The organism is Vibrio sp. 10N.222.54.E6, assembly GCF_041473955.1.
In the GTDB taxonomy this organism is placed as follows: Bacteria; Pseudomonadota; Gammaproteobacteria; order Enterobacterales; family Vibrionaceae; genus Vibrio; species Vibrio tasmaniensis_A.
In genome coordinates this window covers 64,837-84,913 of sequence record NZ_JBFRTD010000010.1, presented here as the reverse complement: position 1 = coordinate 84,913, position 20,077 = coordinate 64,837, and the positions used below count along the sequence as shown (strand labels likewise).

The following is a 20,077-nucleotide window of genomic DNA, read 5'->3' as shown; positions in this document are numbered from 1 at the left end:
CCATTAGGGGGCGGTTATGTTTATACACACTATAGGTATTGTCATTGTGCTCGTTATCTTGCTGATAGCCAGCATGTTCAGAGTGCTGCGCGAGTACGAGCGTGCAGTGGTGTTCTTCCTCGGGCGCTTTTACGGTGTGAAAGGGCCGGGCTTGATTATCATCATTCCTTTTATCCAACAAATTGTGCGAGTGGATCTACGAACTATCGTTTTGGATGTACCAACACAAGATTTGATCACACGCGATAACGTGTCGGTGAAGGTGAATGCCGTGGTGTATTTCCGAGTGCTGGATCCGAAGATGGCGATCAATAACGTAGAGAACTACCTCGAAGCGACAAGCCAACTTTCACAAACAACGCTGCGTTCGGTGCTTGGGCAACATGAGTTGGACGAGCTGTTGTCTGAGCGAGAAGAGCTTAATAGAGACTTACAAGCGATACTGGATCAACACACCGATAACTGGGGGATCAAGATTGCCAATGTCGAGATCAAGCATGTTGATCTGGATGACAGCATGGTGCGTGCTCTTGCTAAACAAGCCGAGGCGGAACGTTCTCGTCGAGCCAAGGTGATACATGCGACGGGTGAGTTAGAAGCATCTTCAAAGTTACGTGAAGCGGCCGAAGTGTTGAATCAAGCGCCCAACGCCATTCAATTGCGATATATGCAAACACTAACAGAAGTGGCGAATGAGCGAACTTCCACAATCATATTCCCAATGCCCATCGATCTGGTCGAGAAGATAACCGATCCGATTAAAGCGACACTCAATGAGGCAGCAATCAAGAAAGCGATGAAAGCCGATGAGTAATTCGCTTAAATGAAGAGCAATAAAAAAGGCTCCACAGTTGTGGAGCCTTTTAGTATTTGAATCGCTGGTTCTATTTAATGACCAATGATATTACTAGCCGTTACTTCTGCGTAGCCGCTTTCATTGGCGTAACAAACTCCGCAAGTGCTTTAAGCATTGCTTCTGGTTGTTCAACGTTGTTTTCAATGATTTTCACAACCGCTGAGCCAGAGATAGCACCTGCAGCGCCAGCTACAATCGCTTCTTTCACTTGTTCAGGAGCAGAGATACCGAAACCAAGCAGTGCTGGTGGCGCATCGAACTTGTTCAAACGGTCGAGCAGTGCCGTTACTGGCATGTTTGCTTTTGTTTCAGCACCCGTTACACCAGAACGCGAAAGTAGGTAGGTGTAACCACCACCTAGCTCAGAAACTGATTGAAGAGTTTCATCGCTTGCTGTCGGTGGAGCAATAAAGATTGGATGAACGCCAAACTTTTTAGCTGCAGCAACAAACTCGCCACTCTCGTTAGTTGGTACATCAGCAATCAATACTGAATCGATACCTGCTTTTGCGCAGCGTTCGTAAAAATTTTCTATACCACGTGCGTAAACCAAGTTTGCGTACATCAGTAGGCCGATTGGTAGCTCTGGGTATTTAGCGCGAATTTGACCGATAAGATCGAAGCACACATCTGGCGTTACTTTAGAATCTAAAGCACGAATGTTTGCGCCTTGGATTGTTGGGCCATCTGCAAGCGGATCAGAGAATGGAATACCAAGCTCAAGTGCATCTGCACCCGCTTCAACCAAGGTTTCCATGATCTTAAGTGATTGCTCAGGGTTAGGATCGCCAACCGTTACGAATGGTACAAATGCGCCCTGATTCTTTTCAGCTAAGCGAGTGAAGAGTGATTGATAGCGATCCATTATAATGCTCCTTTCTCTTTAAGAATGTCGTGTACAGAGAAAATGTCTTTGTCACCGCGACCAGATAAGTTAACGACTAATAGCTGTTCTTTCTCTGGGTCGTCGTGAGCCATTTTAACAGCATGAGCCAAAGCATGAGATGACTCTAGCGCTGCAATTATACCTTCTTTACGTGCAATCAATTGGAACGCTTCTAGCGCTTCGTCATCGGTCACGTTGTCGTATTCAGCACGGCCAATCGCATTTAGGTGCGCGTGTTGAGGACCAACTGATGGGAAATCTAGACCCGCAGATACAGAGTAAGACTCTTCTACTTGGCCGTTCTCATCTTGCATCAGTGGGGCTTTCATACCGAAGAAAATACCGGTTTTACCGTGTTTAAGCGGCGCGCCGTGTTGGTCAGTATCAATACCTTTACCAGCAGGCTCTACACCGATTAGGCGAACAGACTCTTCTTCAATGAAATCAGCGAACATGCCGATAGCGTTTGAACCACCGCCAACACAAGCGATAACGGCATCAGGAAGGCGACCTTCACGAGCTAGAATTTGGTTTTTCGTTTCTTCACCAATCATGCGTTGGAAATCACGAACAATCGTTGGGAATGGGTGAGGACCCGCTGCAGTACCCAATAGGTAGTGCGCGTCTTCATAAGTTGCAGACCAGTCACGTAGCGCTTCGTTACATGCATCTTTTAGCGTTGAAGAGCCAGAATGAACAGGGATAACCTCTGCGCCCATTAGTTTCATACGGAACACGTTCGGGCTTTGACGTTCAACGTCTTTTGCACCCATGTAAACACGACACTTAAGGCCCAATAGAGCACAAGCTAGAGCCGTTGCCACACCGTGTTGGCCTGCGCCAGTTTCAGCGATGATTTCTTGCTTACCCATACGTTTTGCTAGCAGCGCTTGACCAAGTACTTGGTTTGTCTTGTGAGCACCGCCGTGAAGTAGATCTTCACGCTTTAGGTACAGTTTAGTTTTTGTACCTTTAGTCAGGTTACGCGTTAGCGTTAGTGCCGTTGGACGACCTGCGTACTCTTGCAGAAGCGTCATGAATTCACTGCGGAACTCAGGATCGGCTTGTGCATCGATAAATGCTTGTTCTAGTTGGTCTAGTGCTGGCACTAGGATCTGCGGTACGTATTGACCACCGTATTCACCGAAGTAGGCATCGAGTTTAGCCATTGTGTTATTCCTTCAATTCTATCGATGTGTATTCACACCAAGTCATTTAATCTTGTTTAAGCTTCGCAAAGGCAAAGCTTACTAATTAGTTTTGAGATTCTGCTTTCTAATTTCTAGCGCCGAGTTTGGACTAGTAATTGCGAATCGCTGCAAAAGCACGCTGCAGCTTGTCTGCGTCTTTTTTACCAGGAGCGGATTCAACGCCAGAGTTTAGGTCTAATCCTAAGCAGCCCAACTTAGCCGCTTGGTTAGCATTGTCTGGGTTTAGGCCACCCGCCAACATGATTGCGCTTTGGTTGTTGATTAGGCTCCAGTCGAACGCTTGACCTGTACCACCCGTTTGAGAACCCACTTTAGTATCTAGCAGGTGACGAGTCACGTTGCTTTTCAGTAATTTTGGTAGCGTGTTTTTAGCACCGTTTTCAGCACCAGAAGCAACACCGTAAGCTTTCCAAATCTCAACGTGTTCAGGTAGTGATTGTTTTAGTTCATCGACAAATGCTTGAGGTTCGTCACCGTGCAGTTGCACCGCAAATAAACCTAGCTCAGAAACCGTTTTCGCAACGTCAGTAACGCTATGATTTTGGAAAACACCCACGTAGTTCAAAGGTGCGCCGCTCATGGTTAAACGAGCTGCTTCGATATCCACATGACGCTTAGATGCTTCAACGAAAATCAGACCACCGAATACCGCACCGGCTTGATAAGCCTTTGCTGCATCGTCAGAGTGAGTTAAACCACACACCTTGTTTTCACCGAGCGTCACTTTACGCACTGCGAGTTCAAGGTTCTTCTCTGCCATTAAAGAGCTGCCGATTAGGAAGCCGTCTGCAAACGTTGAAAGGTCACGCACTTGTTGATGTGTGTAGATGCCAGACTCTGAAATCACGACTGCGTTTGTAGCCAGTTCGCGAATCAGCGGAGCCAACTCTTTGGTACGGTTCAAATCAGTCGAAAGGTCACGCAGGTTGCGGTTATTAATACCGATCACTTTTGCTTTTAAAGCGACAGCGCGATGAAGCTCTTCTTCGTTGCTGACTTCGGTAAGTACGCCCATATTTAGCGAGTGAGCGACGTCAGCAAGTGCTTTGTACTCTTCGTCATCCAATACCGAAAGCATTAGCAAAATTGCGTCAGCTGAGTAGTGACGAGCTAGGTAAACTTGGTAGGTATCAACCATGAAGTCTTTACACAGGATAGGTTGCTTAGCAATGCTGCGAACCTTAGGTAAAAACTCAAAGTCACCTTGGAAGTACTTCTCGTCTGTCAGCACAGAAATCGCGTTGGCGTGGTTGTTGTAAACCGATGCAATGTAGTCCAAATCAAACTCGTCACGGATTAAACCTTTTGACGGAGATGCCTTCTTACATTCAGTGATGAAAACCGTTTGTTCACCGCTCAGTGCATCATAAAAGCTGCGGTCTGTTGCGGTTAACGCTGCTTTAAACTCGTCCAATGGTTGAGTTTGCTTACGCGCTTCAACCCATTGGTATTTATCTCGAACGATTTTTGCTAATACTTCCGCCATTTCAGCTTCTTTGACTGAAACGTGGGTCGACAGTTTATCGGTAGTCTGTGTCATGTTCTTTGTCTCGTCGTTCGTTAGGCGTGTGCAGCAAGCTTTTGTACAAGCTCGTACGCTTTGCCAGAGTTCATCGCGTCAATCGCTTGCTGTGCGTTGGCTTTTAGATCTTCGTGACCAAATAGACGCATCAGCAGAGCAACGTTCACGGCTACTGCGCCAACTTGAGCATCAGTGCCTTTACCCGTAAGGATATCGGTTGTGATGGCTTTGTTCTCTTCTGGCTCGCCGCCCTTGATTGCTTCAAGAGGGTGAGTGTTCAAACCAAAGTCAGCCGGTGTCACTGTGTACTCGTGAATTTTGCCATCTTTGATTTCAGCAACGATCGTCTCGCCGTGAATAGCCACTTCATCGAGGCCGCTACCGTGAACAACCGCAGCACGCTTCATACCCATTTGCAGCATGGTTTCCGCGATAGGGCGTACTAGCTCTTTGCTGTAAACACCCATTAACTCGATGTTAGGGCGAGCAGGGTTAATCAGTGGGCCAAGGATGTTGAAGATAGTGCGTGTTTTCATTGTTTGGCGAACAGGCATCGCGTGACGTACACCGACGTGATATTGCGGAGCAAATAGGAATGCTACGCCAAGTTCGTCGACTGCAGTACGAGTGTCTTCTGCTGTCATCGCTAGGTTAATGCCGAACGAATCCAGTAAGTCAGAAGAACCTGATTTGCTCGATACACTGCGGTTGCCGTGCTTCGCGATTTTTAAGCCACACGCTGCTGCAACGAATGCTGAAGTCGTCGAAATATTAATGGTGTTATGACCATCGCCACCTGTACCCACGATGTCAGCGAAATCGTAATCAGGACGTGGGAACGGGTTTGCATTGGCAAGCAGTGCTTTTGCGGCGCCAGCGATCTCATCGGGCGTTTCGCCTTTGATTTTTAGTGCAGTTAGCGCAGAAGCCATCAAAATTGGGTCTAGTTCGCCCTTGATGATCACATCAAACAGTTGTTGGCTTTCTTCTTGAGTAAGAGACTGTTGTTCGTAAAGTTTATTAATCTGTTCCATGATCGTTTCCTAGTTAGTCTTTTTATCAAGAGTAGAGCTTTTCTCTAGATGAAGAGGTTTATCAAGAGCCCATTCGATAGCGTTCGCTAGAAGCGTTGCACCGTAGGTCGTCATAATCGATTCAGGGTGGAATTGGAATCCACAAACCTTGTCTTGTTCTTGAACTACAGACATTACCAAATCATCGACTTCAGCGGTCACTGTTAGACTATCGGATACATGCGTTGCCACTAAAGAGTGGTAGCGAGCGATAGCCAGCGGCGAAGGTAAGCCTTGGTAAGTCGCATGGTTTTGGTGTTCCATCATCGACACCTTACCATGAATGATTTCGCCAGCGCCTGCAACGGTGCCGCCGTAGGCTTCAACAATCGCTTGGTGGCCTAAGCAAATACCAATCATTGGCACTTTGCCTTTTAGCAGCTGAATTAGCTCAGGCATGCAGCCCGCATCCGCTGGAGCGCCAGGGCCTGGCGAAAGCAGTGCAACAGGGTTGTCTAGTTCGTTGATCGCCGCTTCAACTACCTTTGCAGGAATGTTGTTACGGTAAATTTTCACGCTGTGACCTAATGAACGGAACTGGTCTACAAGGTTGTAAGTGAATGAGTCGAAGTTATCGATGAATACAATATCAGCCATGATTACGACTCCTTCTTGTTTGATGTGTGCTGATTTGCAGCAGCGCTTTTAGTATGAGCTGCTTGAATCGCAGAGATGACCGCTTGAGCTTTGCCGCGAGTTTCATCTGCTTCTGCTTGTGGATCTGAATCGAACACCACACCCGCGCCCGCTTGTACTTGTGCTACGCCATCTTCAACGTAAGCAGAACGAATTACGATACAAGTATCTAAAGTGCCTTCACCGGTTAGGTAACCAACTGCACCGCCGTAGCTACCACGACGTGTTTTTTCTACGTCACGGATAAGCTGCATTGCGCGGATTTTTGGTGCGCCTGTTAGCGTACCCATGTTCATACAAGCTTGGTAAGCGTGTAGAGCATCTAAGTCTTCACGTAGCTGACCAACAACACGAGAAACCAAGTGCATCACATGACTGTAGCGATCAACTTTAAGCAAGTCTGCTACGTGGCGAGTGCCAGCTTCTGCAATACGTGCCACATCGTTACGTGCTAGGTCGACTAGCATCATGTGCTCAGCGTTTTCTTTCTTGTCGGTACGCAGTTCAAGTTCGATACGGCTATCTAGGTCGAAATCGATTTGACCGTCTGGGCGTTTACCGCGACGACGAGTACCTGCAATTGGGTAAATTTCAATTTGGTTGGTTTCAGTTTCGTACTTCAGCGCACTTTCTGGAGAAGCACCAAACAGAGTAAACAGCTCATCTTGCATGTAGAACATGTAAGGGCTTGGGTTACTTTGCTTGAGTTCTTTGTAAGCAGCTAGTGGAGCAGGGCAAGGTAGCGTAAAGCGGCGTGAAGGAACTACTTGGAACACGTCGCCTTTAACGACGTATTCTTTTAAATCACGAACCGTTTGGCAGAAGTCTTCATCTGAAACGCTTGGTACAGCGTCAACATTGTCTAGTGGCGTAACTTCTGTGATGGCTTTCAATGACTGACACTGTGTTTGAATGTCGGCTAGGCGCTCTGTTAATTGCGCTTTGATGCTTTCATCTTGAGCAAACAAGCTCGCGTGAAGTAGGCCTTCGTTTTCTTGGTGGTCGAAACGTAATAGAGTCTCGGCAACGTAGAAAACAAAGTCAGGACAATTGTTGGTTGCTTCAGCATCGCCTAGCGGTTCAAAGTTCGCCACGATGTCGTAAGCGAATAGGCCAGCCATGAATAACGCGTGTTTGTTATTCGCGTCTTGCTCAAAGCTATGCTGAACCAAACGCAGTGCATCGAATGAAGACGCTTCTCTTAAGCGTGAGTCTTCGTCTAACTCGTTACTTGGCTCAACAAAAGTCAGCGTCAAAACGTTATTCGTAAGGTCAGATTTGATCTCTGTTTTAACGTTTTGAGATAGGTGTTCGATAAGCGCTTGACCATTTTGAGTCAAGGCTTGAAAGGTTACTTCATGTCCGCGACATACGATGCGAACAGCAGAGTCGATAAGGAGTAGGCTTGTCAAGTTCTGTTTAGATTCAATCTCAGCAGATTCCAACAACAGACTGTCTGTTTTGTTTTCACACAGAGTATGAAAAACACTGGTTGGATCTTGCGAGTAAGGAACGGAAGAATTGATGACCTCAATGGTTCCCAGCTTTTTGATTTCAATGGCCTTGTTCACAAGACCTCCTTTATGATTCTTTAAATTTCCTGCCGTACATAGTCGCATAAAGATACCTTCCACCCAATCTAGAATATGGTTAATTCGTTGATTTGTTAGTCAGTTGAATGTGAGATGTTCGACAAATTAAAAAGCCCGCTATGAAAGCGGGCTTAGTGATAACTTTTTTATAAACAAACTGTTTAATTAGAAGTACACGTTGGCCCACCAAGAACTTGTCCAAGTGCGCCACCAATTAAGCTCTGAACTTGCTTCTACTGAAGAAAGTTCTAAAACTTTATCTTTATGGTTTTGGTTAAATTCTTGTAACATAGTGAACCTATCAAATGTGATACTTCGTATTTGTGTACTAGTTAACTAGTTTTGCGCTTGCAGGTCAAGTGCGTTGACACAAATATAACGATAAAAATTGAAAACAATGAAAAAGAATATATGAGAATTGATCTACATAGTCATACAACAGCCTCAGATGGCCGACTTACTCCACCTGAACTGATTGACCGAGCGCTAGGCTTTAACATCGAAGTGTTAGCGATTACAGATCATGATACGACTGATGGGCTTGCTGAAGCACGCAGCTATATTGCTGATAACAATCTCCCTATTCAGTTGATTAACGGCATCGAGATCTCAACCGTTTGGCAAAACAAAGATATCCATATTGTTGGGTTAAACGTCGATCCTGAATCACCAGAATTGAAAGCGTTAATTGAACAACAGAAGCAACACCGTGTCGGACGTGCAGAGATGATTGCTCAACGTCTTGAGAAAGCGACTCGTGAAGGTGTGTTAGAAGAGGTTAAGTTGATTGCAGGTGATGCGCCAATTACTCGAGCACACTTTGCGAAATGGTTAGTCGACAATGGCTACGCGAAAACCATGCAGCAGGTGTTTAAAAAGTTTCTTACGCGCAACAATCCAGGTTATGTGCCGCCAACATGGTGCTCAATGAGTGATGCTGTCACGGCTATTCATGCAGCTGGTGGTCAAGCGGTATTAGCTCACCCTGCGCGATATGGCCTTACCGCCAAGTGGGTTAAACGCCTTCTCGCTGCATTTGTTGAAGCAAATGGTGACGCTATGGAAGTGGCTCAACCTCAGCAAGCGCAACAAGAAAGACGCACACTTGCGGATTATGCTATACAATACAAACTATTAGCCTCCCAAGGCAGCGACTTCCATTACCCATCCCCATGGATGGAACTTGGACGTAATCTCTGGCTACCTTCTGGGGTCGAAGAAGTATGGAAAGATTGGGAGTTTCAAACGGTTTCACCATCTGAATAGTCTTTAGGTGAACCAGCTCCTTCTGATGATAGAGTCGAGAGATTCGATAACGAGGATCAACAATGAGCCAGTTTTTTTATGTACACCCAGATAACCCACAAGCGCGCTTAATTACTCAAGCGGTTGCGATTATTCGCAATGGCGGCGTTGTGGTTTATCCAACAGATTCAGGTTATGCACTGGGTTGTCAGCTTGAAAATAAACAAGCACTCGAACGCATCTGTAAAATTCGTCGAATCGATGATAAGCACAATTTCACTTTGTTATGCCGTGATCTTTCTGAGTTGTCACTGTATGCACGAGTAGATAACGTGGCTTTCCGTTTGCTTAAGGCGCACACGCCAGGTGCTTACACGTTTATTTTCAAAGCAACAAAAGAAGTGCCAAAGCGTTTGATGAACGCTAAGCGTAAAACGATCGGTATTCGTGTACCGGACAACAAAATTGCCCTAGAACTTCTAGAAGCAATGGGCGAGCCATTGATGTCGACGTCTCTGATTCTTCCGGGTAACGAGACCACTGAATCGGATCCTGAAGAAATTCGTGACAGCCTAGAGCATGCGGTTGATGTCATTTTGAATGGCGGCTACTTAGGTGAGCAACCGACTACGGTTATTGACTTCAGTGACGATGACGCCGTTGTTTTACGCCGTGGTGCCGGTGATCCAGCGCCGTTTGAATAATAGCGTTACTGATTAACAGTCTGTAACGAAACAGCAAACCTGCCAGAGTAAATAACAAGTGCTTTTTGGCAGGTTATTTGCGATAATACGCGACCGCGATTTGGTCGCGAAAAATTCATTCGACGTCTGTGAAGACGACAATTAGGTAGAAAAGAGTAAATGAGCGAAAAATTACAGAAGGTTTTAGCGCGAGCTGGTCACGGTTCTCGTCGTGAACTAGAAGGTTTAATCAAATCTGGTCGTGTAAGTGTTAACGGTCAAGTTGCGAAATTGGGTGAGCGTCTTGAAGACGAGAACTCAGTGATCCGTATCGATGGCCACACAATTACAGGCAAAGCCTCTGAAGAAGTGGTTTGTCGTGTACTTGCTTACTACAAACCTGAAGGTGAGCTTTGTACTCGTCACGATCCTGAAGGTCGCCGTACTGTTTTTGATCGTCTACCTAAGATCCGTGGTTCTCGTTGGATTTCAGTTGGTCGTCTTGATGCAAACACATCAGGCCTACTGTTGTTCACAACCGATGGTGAACTAGCTAACCGCCTAATGCACCCAAGCCGTCAGGTTGAGCGTGAGTACCTAGTACGTGTATTTGGTGAAGTAACCGAGCAAAAAGTTAAGAACGTGACTCGTGGCGTTCAACTTGAAGATGGTATGGCTCGTTTCGAAGATGTGGTTTACGCTGGCGGTGAAGGTATGAACCATACTTTCTACGTAGCAATTAACGAAGGTCGTAACCGTGAGGTTCGTCGTCTTTGGGAATCACAAGAAACAACAGTAAGCCGTCTGAAACGTGTACGTTACGGTGATATCTACCTTGATAAGAAACTGCCTCGTGGCGGTTGGAAAGAGCTAGACCTTCAAGAAGTAAACTACTTGCGCGAGCTTGTTGAACTTCAGCCAGAAAAAGAGACGCTGTTGGATCTTGATCCTGCAAACACTTCTCGTAAGCGTGAGCGTTCTCGCAGCCAGAAAATTCGTCGTGCTGTTAAGCGTCACGAAGAGCGCGCAAATGCTCCTAAAGGCCGTAGCAACCAGACTAAGCGTAAGAAGCCTGCAACTCGCGGTACTACAACACCTGATTCAGGTCGTAGTGCTCCAGCGACCAATGGTAAACCTCAGTCTACCAAAAAGCCTAAACTGAACAACGGACGCCCGGCTAAACCGGCTAAGCCAAGATCACGTAAGTAATTTCGTGGATTCTATAGCTTAATCCAACGTTTCGAATACAAAAAAAACCTGCTAATTTAGCAGGTTTTTTTTATGTCTTGAATATGGCGCAGTTCAAATCATGTGGAAGTGCTTGATCAGGTAGAAGTGCTTAGCCAGCTCGGCTGACTCGCTACGATTGATATTAGGTCACTTTCAAATGATTCGAGAAGTTGTCACCCTTCGCCATGCGGTCATACAAAATAACATTGACCGCGGCAGCAAGGTTCATGCAGCCATTAGTCGGAACGTAGATGGTTTCACGACAGAAGTCTGTGATCTCTTTTTTCAGAGTCCCATCTTCAGGGCCGAAGATATAAAAAGCACGAGGTGGGTGCTTATAATCAGGCAGAGGCTTGGCGCCTTCTATCAAATCAACCGCGATGGGCACGCAGCCAACAGGAATAATATCTTTAAGATCTTCAACACCAATTAATGGCAACTCAAGGTGCTTTTCTTTGGTGTCGGTATGAAACTGTCGAGCGTGGTCATAACGGGTGCCAGTATAAAATACAGAGTTTGCTCCATAGCAACCAGCTGCTCGCATTACTGAGCCAACATTTTCAGGGGTTTTGGGATTTACTAATCCAACACAGGCATAGCCTTTGGATAGGGTATCTGTCTTTGCTTTGGTCATAATTTTGTAGAGTTGCAGTTTGGTAAAGTGATGAGGCTATGAAGTCGTAAGAAAACCAGCTCAGTACTCTGAGCTGGTTTAAGAAGAGCCTAGTCGCGTTTCCACAACATGTGACAGAACTTGTGTTCAGGGTCACGGCTGATCAGTAGACGAGCGAATACGTCATCTAAGACATCATCAGCTTCATTTACAAGACCAATGCGTACTTCAGCGTAGATCTCTTTGTCGACTTCAAAGCCAACATGTTCAACCCAATCGTCACCAGTTTCAACAAGTTCTGCAGCGCCACGATCTTCAAACTGAGCCGTGAATAAGATCACGTCTGCAGGTTCAAGATTATCAGCAGCCATCTCTAGAAAGATGTCGTATGCAGTGTCAATTGCGTCGTCGTAAGACATTAGGTCGTTAGCTTCGGTCATAATCAGTATCTTAGCTTGCGCGGTTCATGTATTTACGTTCAGCTGTGTTCACAACAACTTTGTCGCCAGTTGCAATGTACTCAGGAACTTGAACAGTAAGGCCTGTAGACAGACGAGCTGGTTTAGTACGAGCTGAAGCAGATGCACCTTTGATTGAAGGGTCTGTCTCTTCGATTACTAGCTCAACTGAAGTTGGTAGCTCAAGAGTCGCCGCAGTACCGTCGATAAGAATCGCGTACATACCTTGCGTATCTTCGTTGATGAACAGCAGTTCGTCTTCGATCATTTCACCGTTGAAGATGAATTGTGTGTAATCTTCGTTATCCATGAAGATGTACTCGTTGCCATCAACGTAAGAGAACATCACCGCACGCTTAGTTACGTCGATCGTTTCAACGATTTCGTCAGCCTTGTGGCGAACTTCTGTTTTAACGCCAGTTGCTACATCGTGACCACGGAAGCGGTAAATCTTTTGACCGCCACGGCCACCTGGTGTTGTTACTTCGATATCTTTAACTAGTACTGTTTTGCCATCAACATTGATCGCAAAACCTTTTTTAATCTCACTTGCTCTAGGCATTTTGTGTTTGTCCTTATTGGGTCTATCCGGTGATTATATCTCGTAGACGCTATAAATAGGAATAGCTTGAATCATAAAGTCACCTAAGCGATCATAGAGAGACAGTTAAATCATTATTTTATTTACCGAAACGACCTATGCAGCTACCTGTTATTGACCCAACACAGCCATTTCAACCTGAATTTCAACCTGTGGTTAACGATCTGATTACCTTTCTAAAAGGTGGGTTAGGTTCTAATCTGCACAGTGTCTATGTTTATGGCAGTGTGGCACGCAAGCAAGCCGTTGTCGGTCGCTCGAATCTAGATGTGGTTGTGGTTACTCATCGTTCTTTCCCAGACCAACGAACCACGCTGCTGAATACCATCAAATGGCGCTTCCAAAAGAGCTTCCCTCAGGTCACTCAAGTGGCGATCAAAACTACCTTGGTGAGCGAGATAGTTGATTTCGACAATATCTTTACGTGGGGCTTTATGCTCAAGCATTTAGCTGTGTGTGTGCATGGTGAAGACTTATCTGATTGCTATGGTGATTTCGAAACGAGTTGGGAAATTGCTAAGCATTGGAATATGGACGCGGAAAATTGGTTAGCGGTTTATCGTAATAAGATAGCCCGAGCAACAACGCCAGAACAGCAAGTAGCCGCGCAAGTGATTATTGCCAAGAAGCTTCTGCGAGCCAGTTACTCTTTGATCATGTACCGAGATAAAAACTGGTTCGATGCGCCTATGGAGTGCGGTCAACAGTTCTTGAGATATCATCCAGAGAAAGAAGTCGAGATTCAAAGATTGGGTATTTTGCTGTCTGGGCGTGCGATTCCTAAACGTTCAGTAATAGGTATTCTTGATGGCTTTGGTGAATGGCTGGTTAAGCAGTATCAGAAAACTGAGTTTCGAATCGGGTAGGGGGTCGTAAGCTATCAAGATCGTAAGCTATCCATTGATATGAAAAAGCAGAGCGAGTTAAGCACTCCTCTGCTTTTTTCGTTTTAATGTCTGGCTCGAGTTTTAATAGATATCTCGAGTCTAATGTCGCGTCGAAAAGAGAATTAAATCTAGAACAGACCTAGCTGCTGGCCGCTGACTCTTTCAAAATCTAACCCTATAAATGGCAGAATCGCTTCTGCGACCGGTTTAATCTGCTTGTCGATGTAATGTTGATAATCGATACCGCTCTTCAAATACTCCTTGGGCTCGGGGCCACTCAGCGTAATCAAATATTCAATACGCCCTTTGTTTTGATATTGAAGCGGGCGACCGAGCTGAGCATTGATCTCATCGGCTAATCTAGCAGCGCGAACCTGTGGCGGAATGTTCTTCTGGTATTCATGCAACTTACGGCGCAAGCGTTTTTGGTAAACCAGTAGGTCATCGTGTTTGCCCGCGGATGTTTCATCGACAAACTGTCTAACATAATCACTTGGATCTTGGTCGTGAAAGACCATCTCATACAAGGTTTGTTGGAACTGTTGTGCAAGGGGCGTCCAATCGGTTCGTGCACTTTCAAGGCCTTTAAAAATGATCTTCTCTTGGTCACCTTGATTGATTAGACCTGCATAACGTTTCTTCGACCCTGTCTCAGAGCCTCGAATGGTCGGCATTAGAAACTTGCGATAGTGAGTTTCGTATTCCAGTTCGAGTATTGAGGTTAGGTTGTAGGTTTCTTTTAAGTGATTCGTCCACCAGTCGTTGATGTAAGCCACAAGGGAGTGACCAATCTCGTCTGCTTGTTCTTGCTCAAAACTGCCATTAAGAGACACGAAAGTTGAATCGGTATCTCCGTAAATTACTTGATACCCTTTATCTTCGATCAGAACCTTGGTTTGCTTCATTATCTCATGACCACGCATGGTGATAGAGGATGCCAAGCGAGTATCAAAGAAACGACAACCAGAAGAACCCAGCACACCATAGAAAGAGTTCATGATGATCTTAATCGCCTGAGAAAAAGCTTTCTCGTTATTTTTCTTTGCGACATCACGCGCTGCCCAGAGATTTTCGATCATCTCTGGTAGAAAGTGCTTAGAGCGGTGGAATTGACCGCCACGAAACCCAGCCACTGCTTGGTCTTCTTCAGAGCCTAACTCTAACTTTAGTCCTTCAATTAACCCCATCGGGTCAATTAAGAAAGAACGAATGATCGATGGGTAAAGGCTCTTAAAATCGAGTACCAACACAGAGTCATAAAGGTTGGGAATCGATTCCATCACATAGCCACCGGGGCTAGCGATCCAGTTCTCGGGTTCTAAGTTCGGCGCGACATAACCCGCTCGGTGTATCTGAGGCATGTATAAGTTAGTAAAAGCCGCGACAGAGCCGCCAACGCGATCAAGTTCAACACCAGTTAAGCGAGAACGTTCAATAGCAAAATCGAGTAGGTGAGTGTGTTCGAAGATTCGGTTTACTAGCACACAGTCTTGAAGGTTGTACTTGGCAAGTGAAGGTTTATCGAACTTAAACATTCGATTGATTTCATCCATGCGGTCATGAACATTATGAATGTCTTTGCCTTCGCCCAGTAACTCTTGTGACACGGACTCAAGAGACCAAGAGCGGAAATGGTAGGTTGCTGTTTTAAGCATATCGATACCATCTAAGACCACGCGACCAGGAATGGTAATGAAGCCCTGCTGGTTTTGTGCGGAGCTGCGAAAGAAGCTCGGTTGATTGTCGCGACCAATACTGAGTTTCACTTCGTTCCATTCCGAACGCTTATGCAGCAGCCTAAAGTCGAAATCAATGACATTCCAACCAATGATGATGTCCGGGTCAAATTCGGAGAACCACGCAATCATGGCTTCAAGCAGCGCTTTCTCGTTGGCAACCCATTGGATATTGGTGTTTGCTTCTTGTGGATGGCCAATCATTATCACTCGGCTATCCATCGGGCTGTCTAGGCCGATGGAATAAAGCACACCTTTTTCCGAACACTCAATATCAAGCGAAACCACAGACAAGTTTGGCAAGTAATCGCCAGTTCGGCATTTTGCGTTCGATACTCTGCGATGCTGTCTTTTTGGAGTGATAGTGCCTGTGAATTCGATACTGCCCTTGATAAAGCGCTCCATCAAGAAACGATCGGCCAGTCGAATATCACTTTCAAAGGTTTGGATCTCTTCACCGTTAAAGGCTTGAGCTAACCCGAAGCTGCTTCTCGATAAGGAAGTGTAACAAGCGGCTAAAGGGGTTTGGTCAAATGTTGCTAGCTCCAAAGGCTTTAACTGGCAATTGATAGACTCTTTCGCTGCGATAGCCTGACATGCTTCAACATCAGTTTGCGCGACAAAAAATACAGGCTTTTCATTTTGAATAGTCAGTAGCGTAGGGCCTTGAGGGGTGCTTAACCACAAGTCGATTTGTGTGCGCCCTGAAAAGTCTCTTGCTTGTCTTGTGAGTACAAAGCCTTGCTGAATATCCAATGTAGTAACCTATTGAAATTGGGAATTGAATACTACCACCTAGCGACTCTCAGCGCATAACAGGCAGCAAAAATACTAACTAAATTCTAGTTAACAGAGGCAAATAACGGGACTCTATAAGCAAATAAGTGAAATTGTCGCGAATGGCTATTCAATGGTATTGAAAATATCTTTATCTTGTGTAATTTTATTGGGTGTTGTTTTAACTGGTTGATTTTTAGAAAAAGCTTGTTGTTTTAGTTGGCTTATTTGTTAATAAGTACTTGCTAAAGTTCGTGTTTCAGCACATATTCAACAGAGCTTTTTTTTAGTAATTAAGTTAAGATGTACTCAATGCTGCGATTCACTGTTCCTTTGTTCAATTGTTTCAAACAGATGAAATGACACAGTGGTTGCAGAGCCAATTAATAGTGTGGAGATACAAGTTTGATAAATGTTTTCCTTGTAGATGATCACGAGCTGGTTCGCACAGGGATACGACGTATTATTGAAGACGTCCGTGGAATGAACGTAGCAGGGGAAGCTGAAAGCGGTGAAGATGCTGCAAAATGGTGTCGTACTAACAATACTGACGTTATTTTGATGGATATGAATATGCCTGGTATTGGTGGCTTAGAAGCAACCAAGAAAATCTTGCGTTTCAACCCTGATGTTAAAATCATCGTTTTAACTGTTCATACGGAAAATCCGTTTCCAACTAAAGTGATGCAAGCTGGAGCTGCTGGTTACCTTACTAAAGGGGCAGGTCCGGATGAAATGGTAAATGCAATTCGAGTGGTTAATAGTGGCCAACGATACATTTCGCCAGAAATTGCGCAGCAGATGGCTTTGAGCCAATTCTCGCCTGCGTCTGAAAATCCATTCGCAGACTTATCTGAACGTGAACTTCAAATCATGATGATGATTACCAAAGGTCAGAAAGTGACGGATATTTCAGAACAACTCAATCTAAGTCCTAAAACAGTCAACAGTTACCGCTACCGCTTGTTCAGTAAGCTGGATATCAGTGGCGATGTAGAGCTGACGCATTTAGCGATTAGACATGGAATGTTAGACACTGAGACCCTTTAACACTGAGATCGTATAGTGACCAACTTGTTTGACTCAGTCTCATTCCTCAAGACAGTAACAGAGCAGCCCGGCGTTTATCGAATGTATAACGCCGAGGCTGTTGTTATTTACGTCGGTAAAGCTAAGAACCTCAAAAAACGCCTTTCCAGTTATTTCCGTAAAAAAGTCGACAGTGAAAAAACACGCGCTTTAGTCAGCAATATTGACAAGATCGATGTCACTGTAACGCACACGGAAACAGAAGCGCTCATCCTTGAGCATAACTACATCAAGCAGTACTTGCCTAAATACAACGTACTTTTGCGTGATGATAAGTCGTACCCTTATATTTTTATTAGCGGTCACAAGCATCCTCGTTTGTCGATGCATCGTGGTGCTAAAAAGAAAAAGGGCGAATACTTTGGTCCTTACCCTGATTCCGGCGCTGTGCGTGAGACGTTGCACCTACTACAAAAAATCTTTCCTGCTCGCCAGTGTGAAGATACGGTTTATGCCAACAGAACGCGCCCGTGTTTGATGTATCAGATTGGCCGTTGTGCTGCGCCATGTGTCAGCTCAATCATCTCTGATGAAGAGTACAGTGAACTTATCGACTACGTTCGTCTGTTCTTGCAAGGGAAGGACAAGTTAGTCCTTGAGACGCTCATCGAAAAGATGGACACAGCAAGCCGAGAGCTTCGCTTTGAGCAAGCTGCCGCGTTCCGTGACCAAATCCAAGCGATTCGACGCGTGCAAGAACAACAATATGTATCCGACGACTCAATGGAAGATATGGACGTGTTGGGCTTTGCTCAAGAGAATGGCGTAGCGTGTATTCATATCTTGATGATTCGCCAAGGCAAGGTTTTAGGCAGTAGAAGCCATTTCCCGAAAATTCCCAACAATACGGTGCGAGAAGAGGTTTTTTCGAGCTTTTTAAGCCAATATTATCTTGCGCATAATGAAGCGAGAACCATCCCAACTCGTTTGATTCTCAATGCCGATTTGATGGAAGATATCACACCGATTCAAGAAGCCTTGTGTGAAGTGGCGGGTCGTAAGATTCACTTCAATACCAACCCTTCAGGTACTCGAGGTCGTTACCTTAAACTCTCGAATACCAATGCATTGACGGCTATTACCACTAAGATTAATCACAAGATGACCATCAATCAGCGCTTTAAAGAGCTTCAAGAAGTGTTGTCGATGGATGTGATTAAACGGATGGAATGTTTTGATATCAGTCATACCATGGGTGAAAGTACGATAGCGTCTTGTGTGGTGTTCAATCAGGAAGGCCCTGTTAAGCCGGAATACCGCCGTTACAACATCACTGGCATTACCGGTGGTGATGATTACGCGGCAATGGCTCAGGCGCTTGAGAGGCGTTACTCGAAGCAACTTGATGTCGATAAGATCCCAGACATCATTTTTATCGACGGTGGTAAAGGTCAGCTCAACCGCGCTCATGAGATCATTTCTCAATATTGGGGTGATTGGCCATTTCGACCAAGAATGATGGGTATAGCCAAAGGGGTTACGCGTAAACCGGGTTTAGAAACCTTGGTGACTCTTGAAGGCGAAGAGTTCAATTTACCCAGTGATGCGCCAGCGCTACACCTTATCCAACATATTCGTGACGAAAGCCATAATCATGCTATTGCCGGGCACAGAGCAAAACGTGGTAAAACGCGTAGAACCAGTGCACTTGAAGGAATTGAAGGGGTAGGGCCTAAGCGTCGTCAATCTTTGTTGAAATATATGGGTGGCTTACAAGAACTTAAGCGCGCAACTGTCGAAGAAATAGCCAAAGTGCCGGGCATTAGTCATTCTTTGGCAGAAAACATTTATCAAGCATTGAAACAATAGTAAAAATCCCGCACCATTAAAGCGCAATTGATAAGAGCCTAATAATATGCGTTTGAATATACCTAACATTTTGTCCTTACTGAGACTATTTTTAATCCCAGTATTCGTTGTTGTTTTTTACCTACCTTATGAATGGGCTCCTTTTGCTGCTGCAATGGTGTTTTGGGTAGCGGGTTTTACTGACTGGCTAGATGGCATGCTGGCTCGTAAACTAGGACAAACGTCTCGCTTTGGTGCCTTTATTGACCCCGTGGCGGATAAAGTGCTCGTTGCTACTGCTCTTATCTTAGTTACCGAGCACTATCACTCGATCTGGGTGACTATTCCCGCGGTGACCATGATTGGTCGTGAAATTATCATCTCGGCGCTTCGTGAATGGATGGCTGAAATCGGCAAACGTGCAAGCGTTGCGGTATCTTGGGTTGGTAAAGTGAAAACCGTTTCTCAGATGTTCGCTCTTTGGGTACTTATCTGGCGATACGACGACTGGATGGTTTGGGTGGGTTACATTGCACTCTATGTTGCAACCGTTCTTACTTACTGGTCAATGGCGCAATACTTGATGGCCGCCAAAGATGATTTGTTAGACGAAAAACACCATTGATGAAGAAGCGAGCTGAGGCTCGCTTTTTTGATCTTTAACCTAAGGTTAAATTATCAATAGTGGATATCTAATGTGATATAGATCTCCTTTGAATAGCCTGTCCACAAAGTGCTTTGCACACAAAGTCAGCTATTTAGCCTGTTTCGTATAAAATCTATTCAAACGAATTAAAAATACAAAAATAATATTGACTCAAACGCTCGAATCCGTAGAATGCATCCCGTACCCAAGAGGATGGCAATAAGCGATTCGATTGGAGTTACTAAGGCGCCTTGGCAGAGTGGCTATGCAGCGGATTGCAAATCCGTGGACCTCGGTTCGACTCCGGGAGGCGCCTCCATTATCTCTTTCGTAGAGTAATGAAAATGCGATACTAGCTCAGTTGGTAGAGCGCAACCTTGCCAAGGTTGAGGTCATCGGTTCGAACCCGATGTATCGCTCCAAAATTTGTAATGTTGATTGGCGTCAGCATTAAGATGGTGTTTTACTTTTCAGTAATCGGCATCGCAATAAAGAATTGCGTGCCCTGGTGGTGGAATTGGTAGACACAAGGGATTTAAAATCCCTCG

At 45.2% G+C, this 20,077-nt stretch carries 19 protein-coding genes, 2 tRNA genes and 1 other annotated feature; of the genes, 10 read left to right on the top strand and 11 right to left on the bottom strand.

Annotated elements, in window-relative coordinates; translation table 11 throughout:
* The first annotated feature begins 16 nt into the window (after nucleotides 1-16).
* Complete coding sequence (locus AB4513_RS05285; RefSeq protein WP_012604343.1) at nucleotides 17-814, top strand: slipin family protein; 798 nt, start codon at nucleotides 17-19, stop codon at nucleotides 812-814.
* Between the two features lie 100 nt (nucleotides 815-914).
* Here the strand turns inward: AB4513_RS05285 and trpA are convergent, their stop codons facing one another.
* The 7 genes from trpA to AB4513_RS05250 all read right to left on the bottom strand — a co-directional run bounded on the left by trpA (nucleotide 915) and on the right by AB4513_RS05250 (nucleotide 8,067).
* Complete coding sequence (gene trpA, locus AB4513_RS05280; protein WP_017080965.1) at nucleotides 915-1,721, bottom strand: tryptophan synthase subunit alpha; 807 nt, start codon at nucleotides 1,719-1,721, stop codon at nucleotides 915-917.
* Complete coding sequence (gene trpB / locus AB4513_RS05275) at nucleotides 1,721-2,911, bottom strand: tryptophan synthase subunit beta (RefSeq protein WP_009848758.1); 1,191 nt, start codon at nucleotides 2,909-2,911, stop codon at nucleotides 1,721-1,723. The genes trpA and trpB overlap by 1 nt, the downstream gene beginning before the upstream one ends.
* Nucleotides 2,912-3,041: 130 nt before the next feature.
* Nucleotides 3,042-4,493, bottom strand: coding sequence for a bifunctional indole-3-glycerol-phosphate synthase TrpC/phosphoribosylanthranilate isomerase TrpF (trpCF, locus tag AB4513_RS05270; protein ID WP_102257850.1), 1,452 nt, complete (start codon nucleotides 4,491-4,493; stop codon nucleotides 3,042-3,044).
* 20 nt (nucleotides 4,494-4,513) lie between these two features.
* Nucleotides 4,514-5,509, bottom strand: a complete 996-nt coding sequence (gene trpD / locus AB4513_RS05265; protein ID WP_102257851.1) for an anthranilate phosphoribosyltransferase — start codon at nucleotides 5,507-5,509, stop codon at nucleotides 4,514-4,516.
* A gap of 9 nt (nucleotides 5,510-5,518) precedes the next feature.
* Nucleotides 5,519-6,145 carry an aminodeoxychorismate/anthranilate synthase component II gene (locus AB4513_RS05260; RefSeq protein WP_102257852.1) on the bottom strand — a complete coding sequence of 209 codons (627 nt, stop codon included), beginning with the start codon at nucleotides 6,143-6,145 and terminating at the stop codon, nucleotides 5,519-5,521.
* A gap of 2 nt (nucleotides 6,146-6,147) precedes the next feature.
* Complete coding sequence (locus AB4513_RS05255; RefSeq protein ID WP_102257853.1) at nucleotides 6,148-7,755, bottom strand: anthranilate synthase component 1; 1,608 nt, start codon at nucleotides 7,753-7,755, stop codon at nucleotides 6,148-6,150.
* Nucleotides 7,756-7,880: 125 nt separating this feature from the next.
* Nucleotides 7,881-7,995 (bottom strand) — a sequence feature (Trp leader region).
* A complete protein-coding gene (locus AB4513_RS05250) occupies nucleotides 7,942-8,067 on the bottom strand; it encodes a trp operon leader peptide (protein ID WP_009848753.1) in 126 nt (41 codons plus the stop codon). (Overlaps the previous feature by 54 nt.)
* Before the next feature lie 120 nt (nucleotides 8,068-8,187).
* Here AB4513_RS05250 and rnm point away from each other — a divergent pair, with 120 nt between their 5' ends.
* From rnm to rluB, 3 genes are all read left to right on the top strand, one after another.
* A complete protein-coding gene (rnm, locus tag AB4513_RS05245) occupies nucleotides 8,188-9,042 on the top strand; it encodes an RNase RNM (RefSeq protein ID WP_041472857.1) in 855 nt (284 codons plus the stop codon).
* Between the two features lie 62 nt (nucleotides 9,043-9,104).
* On the top strand, nucleotides 9,105-9,725 hold the full coding sequence (locus AB4513_RS05240; protein ID WP_102257854.1) for an L-threonylcarbamoyladenylate synthase: 621 nt from the start codon (nucleotides 9,105-9,107) through the stop codon (nucleotides 9,723-9,725).
* Between the two features lie 159 nt (nucleotides 9,726-9,884).
* Complete coding sequence (rluB, locus tag AB4513_RS05235) at nucleotides 9,885-10,913, top strand: 23S rRNA pseudouridine(2605) synthase RluB (RefSeq protein ID WP_017104066.1); 1,029 nt, start codon at nucleotides 9,885-9,887, stop codon at nucleotides 10,911-10,913.
* Between the two features lie 163 nt (nucleotides 10,914-11,076).
* On the opposite strand, the gene AB4513_RS05230 is transcribed toward rluB, so the two are convergent.
* The 3 genes from AB4513_RS05230 to yeiP form a co-directional block, all read right to left on the bottom strand.
* On the bottom strand, nucleotides 11,077-11,568 hold the full coding sequence (locus tag AB4513_RS05230) for an RNA methyltransferase (protein WP_004729783.1): 492 nt from the start codon (nucleotides 11,566-11,568) through the stop codon (nucleotides 11,077-11,079).
* Between the two features lie 89 nt (nucleotides 11,569-11,657).
* Nucleotides 11,658-11,987: an HI1450 family dsDNA-mimic protein gene (locus AB4513_RS05225; RefSeq protein ID WP_012604336.1), complete on the bottom strand. Its 330-nt coding sequence runs from the start codon at nucleotides 11,985-11,987 to the stop codon at nucleotides 11,658-11,660.
* Between the two features lie 10 nt (nucleotides 11,988-11,997).
* Nucleotides 11,998-12,567, bottom strand: coding sequence for an elongation factor P-like protein YeiP (gene yeiP, locus AB4513_RS05220; protein WP_009848748.1), 570 nt, complete (start codon nucleotides 12,565-12,567; stop codon nucleotides 11,998-12,000).
* Between the two features lie 137 nt (nucleotides 12,568-12,704).
* Between yeiP and AB4513_RS05215 the strand changes: the two genes are divergently transcribed.
* Nucleotides 12,705-13,472 (top strand): nucleotidyltransferase, encoded by a 768-nt coding sequence (locus AB4513_RS05215; RefSeq protein WP_102257855.1) that lies wholly within the window; start codon nucleotides 12,705-12,707, stop codon nucleotides 13,470-13,472.
* A 149-nt stretch (nucleotides 13,473-13,621) separates the two neighbouring features.
* Here AB4513_RS05215 and AB4513_RS05210 read toward each other — a convergent pair whose 3' ends face one another.
* Nucleotides 13,622-15,985: a DNA polymerase II gene (locus AB4513_RS05210; RefSeq protein WP_102257856.1), complete on the bottom strand. Its 2,364-nt coding sequence runs from the start codon at nucleotides 15,983-15,985 to the stop codon at nucleotides 13,622-13,624.
* A gap of 426 nt (nucleotides 15,986-16,411) precedes the next feature.
* On the opposite strand from AB4513_RS05210, the gene uvrY reads away from it, so the two are divergent.
* From uvrY to AB4513_RS05185, 5 genes are all read left to right on the top strand, one after another.
* Nucleotides 16,412-17,056, top strand: coding sequence for a UvrY/SirA/GacA family response regulator transcription factor (gene uvrY, locus AB4513_RS05205; protein WP_004729778.1), 645 nt, complete (start codon nucleotides 16,412-16,414; stop codon nucleotides 17,054-17,056).
* 15 nt (nucleotides 17,057-17,071) lie between these two features.
* A complete protein-coding gene (uvrC, locus tag AB4513_RS05200; RefSeq protein WP_086027554.1) occupies nucleotides 17,072-18,904 on the top strand; it encodes an excinuclease ABC subunit UvrC in 1,833 nt (610 codons plus the stop codon).
* A gap of 46 nt (nucleotides 18,905-18,950) precedes the next feature.
* On the top strand, nucleotides 18,951-19,508 hold the full coding sequence (gene pgsA, locus AB4513_RS05195) for a CDP-diacylglycerol--glycerol-3-phosphate 3-phosphatidyltransferase (RefSeq protein ID WP_012604331.1): 558 nt from the start codon (nucleotides 18,951-18,953) through the stop codon (nucleotides 19,506-19,508).
* 266 nt (nucleotides 19,509-19,774) lie between these two features.
* Nucleotides 19,775-19,848 (top strand) — tRNA-Cys (locus AB4513_RS05190).
* A 27-nt stretch (nucleotides 19,849-19,875) separates the two neighbouring features.
* Nucleotides 19,876-19,951: transfer RNA gene (locus AB4513_RS05185), tRNA-Gly, on the top strand.
* The last annotated feature ends 126 nt before the right edge of the window (nucleotides 19,952-20,077 follow it).

What these genes read in the sequence shown, in the direction of transcription:
- rluB (WP_017104066.1), top strand. Translation starts at nt 9,885, where the DNA reads ATGAGCGAAAAATTACAGAAGGTTTTAGCGCGAGCTGGTCACGGTTCT.
- trpA (WP_017080965.1), bottom strand. Translation starts at nt 1,721, where the DNA reads ATGGATCGCTATCAATCACTCTTCACTCGCTTAGCTGAAAAGAATCAG.
- trpCF (WP_102257850.1), bottom strand. Translation starts at nt 4,493, where the DNA reads ATGACACAGACTACCGATAAACTGTCGACCCACGTTTCAGTCAAAGAA.
- yeiP (WP_009848748.1), bottom strand. Translation starts at nt 12,567, where the DNA reads ATGCCTAGAGCAAGTGAGATTAAAAAAGGTTTTGCGATCAATGTTGAT.
- rnm (WP_041472857.1), top strand. Translation starts at nt 8,188, where the DNA reads ATGAGAATTGATCTACATAGTCATACAACAGCCTCAGATGGCCGACTT.
- AB4513_RS05250 (WP_009848753.1), bottom strand. Translation starts at nt 8,067, where the DNA reads ATGTTACAAGAATTTAACCAAAACCATAAAGATAAAGTTTTAGAACTT.
- AB4513_RS05285 (WP_012604343.1), top strand. Translation starts at nt 17, where the DNA reads ATGTTTATACACACTATAGGTATTGTCATTGTGCTCGTTATCTTGCTG.
- AB4513_RS05225 (WP_012604336.1), bottom strand. Translation starts at nt 11,987, where the DNA reads ATGACCGAAGCTAACGACCTAATGTCTTACGACGACGCAATTGACACT.
- AB4513_RS05240 (WP_102257854.1), top strand. Translation starts at nt 9,105, where the DNA reads ATGAGCCAGTTTTTTTATGTACACCCAGATAACCCACAAGCGCGCTTA.
- AB4513_RS05230 (WP_004729783.1), bottom strand. Translation starts at nt 11,568, where the DNA reads ATGACCAAAGCAAAGACAGATACCCTATCCAAAGGCTATGCCTGTGTT.
- trpB (WP_009848758.1), bottom strand. Translation starts at nt 2,911, where the DNA reads ATGGCTAAACTCGATGCCTACTTCGGTGAATACGGTGGTCAATACGTA.
- AB4513_RS05260 (WP_102257852.1), bottom strand. Translation starts at nt 6,145, where the DNA reads ATGGCTGATATTGTATTCATCGATAACTTCGACTCATTCACTTACAAC.
- AB4513_RS05215 (WP_102257855.1), top strand. Translation starts at nt 12,705, where the DNA reads ATGCAGCTACCTGTTATTGACCCAACACAGCCATTTCAACCTGAATTT.
- pgsA (WP_012604331.1), top strand. Translation starts at nt 18,951, where the DNA reads ATGCGTTTGAATATACCTAACATTTTGTCCTTACTGAGACTATTTTTA.
- trpD (WP_102257851.1), bottom strand. Translation starts at nt 5,509, where the DNA reads ATGGAACAGATTAATAAACTTTACGAACAACAGTCTCTTACTCAAGAA.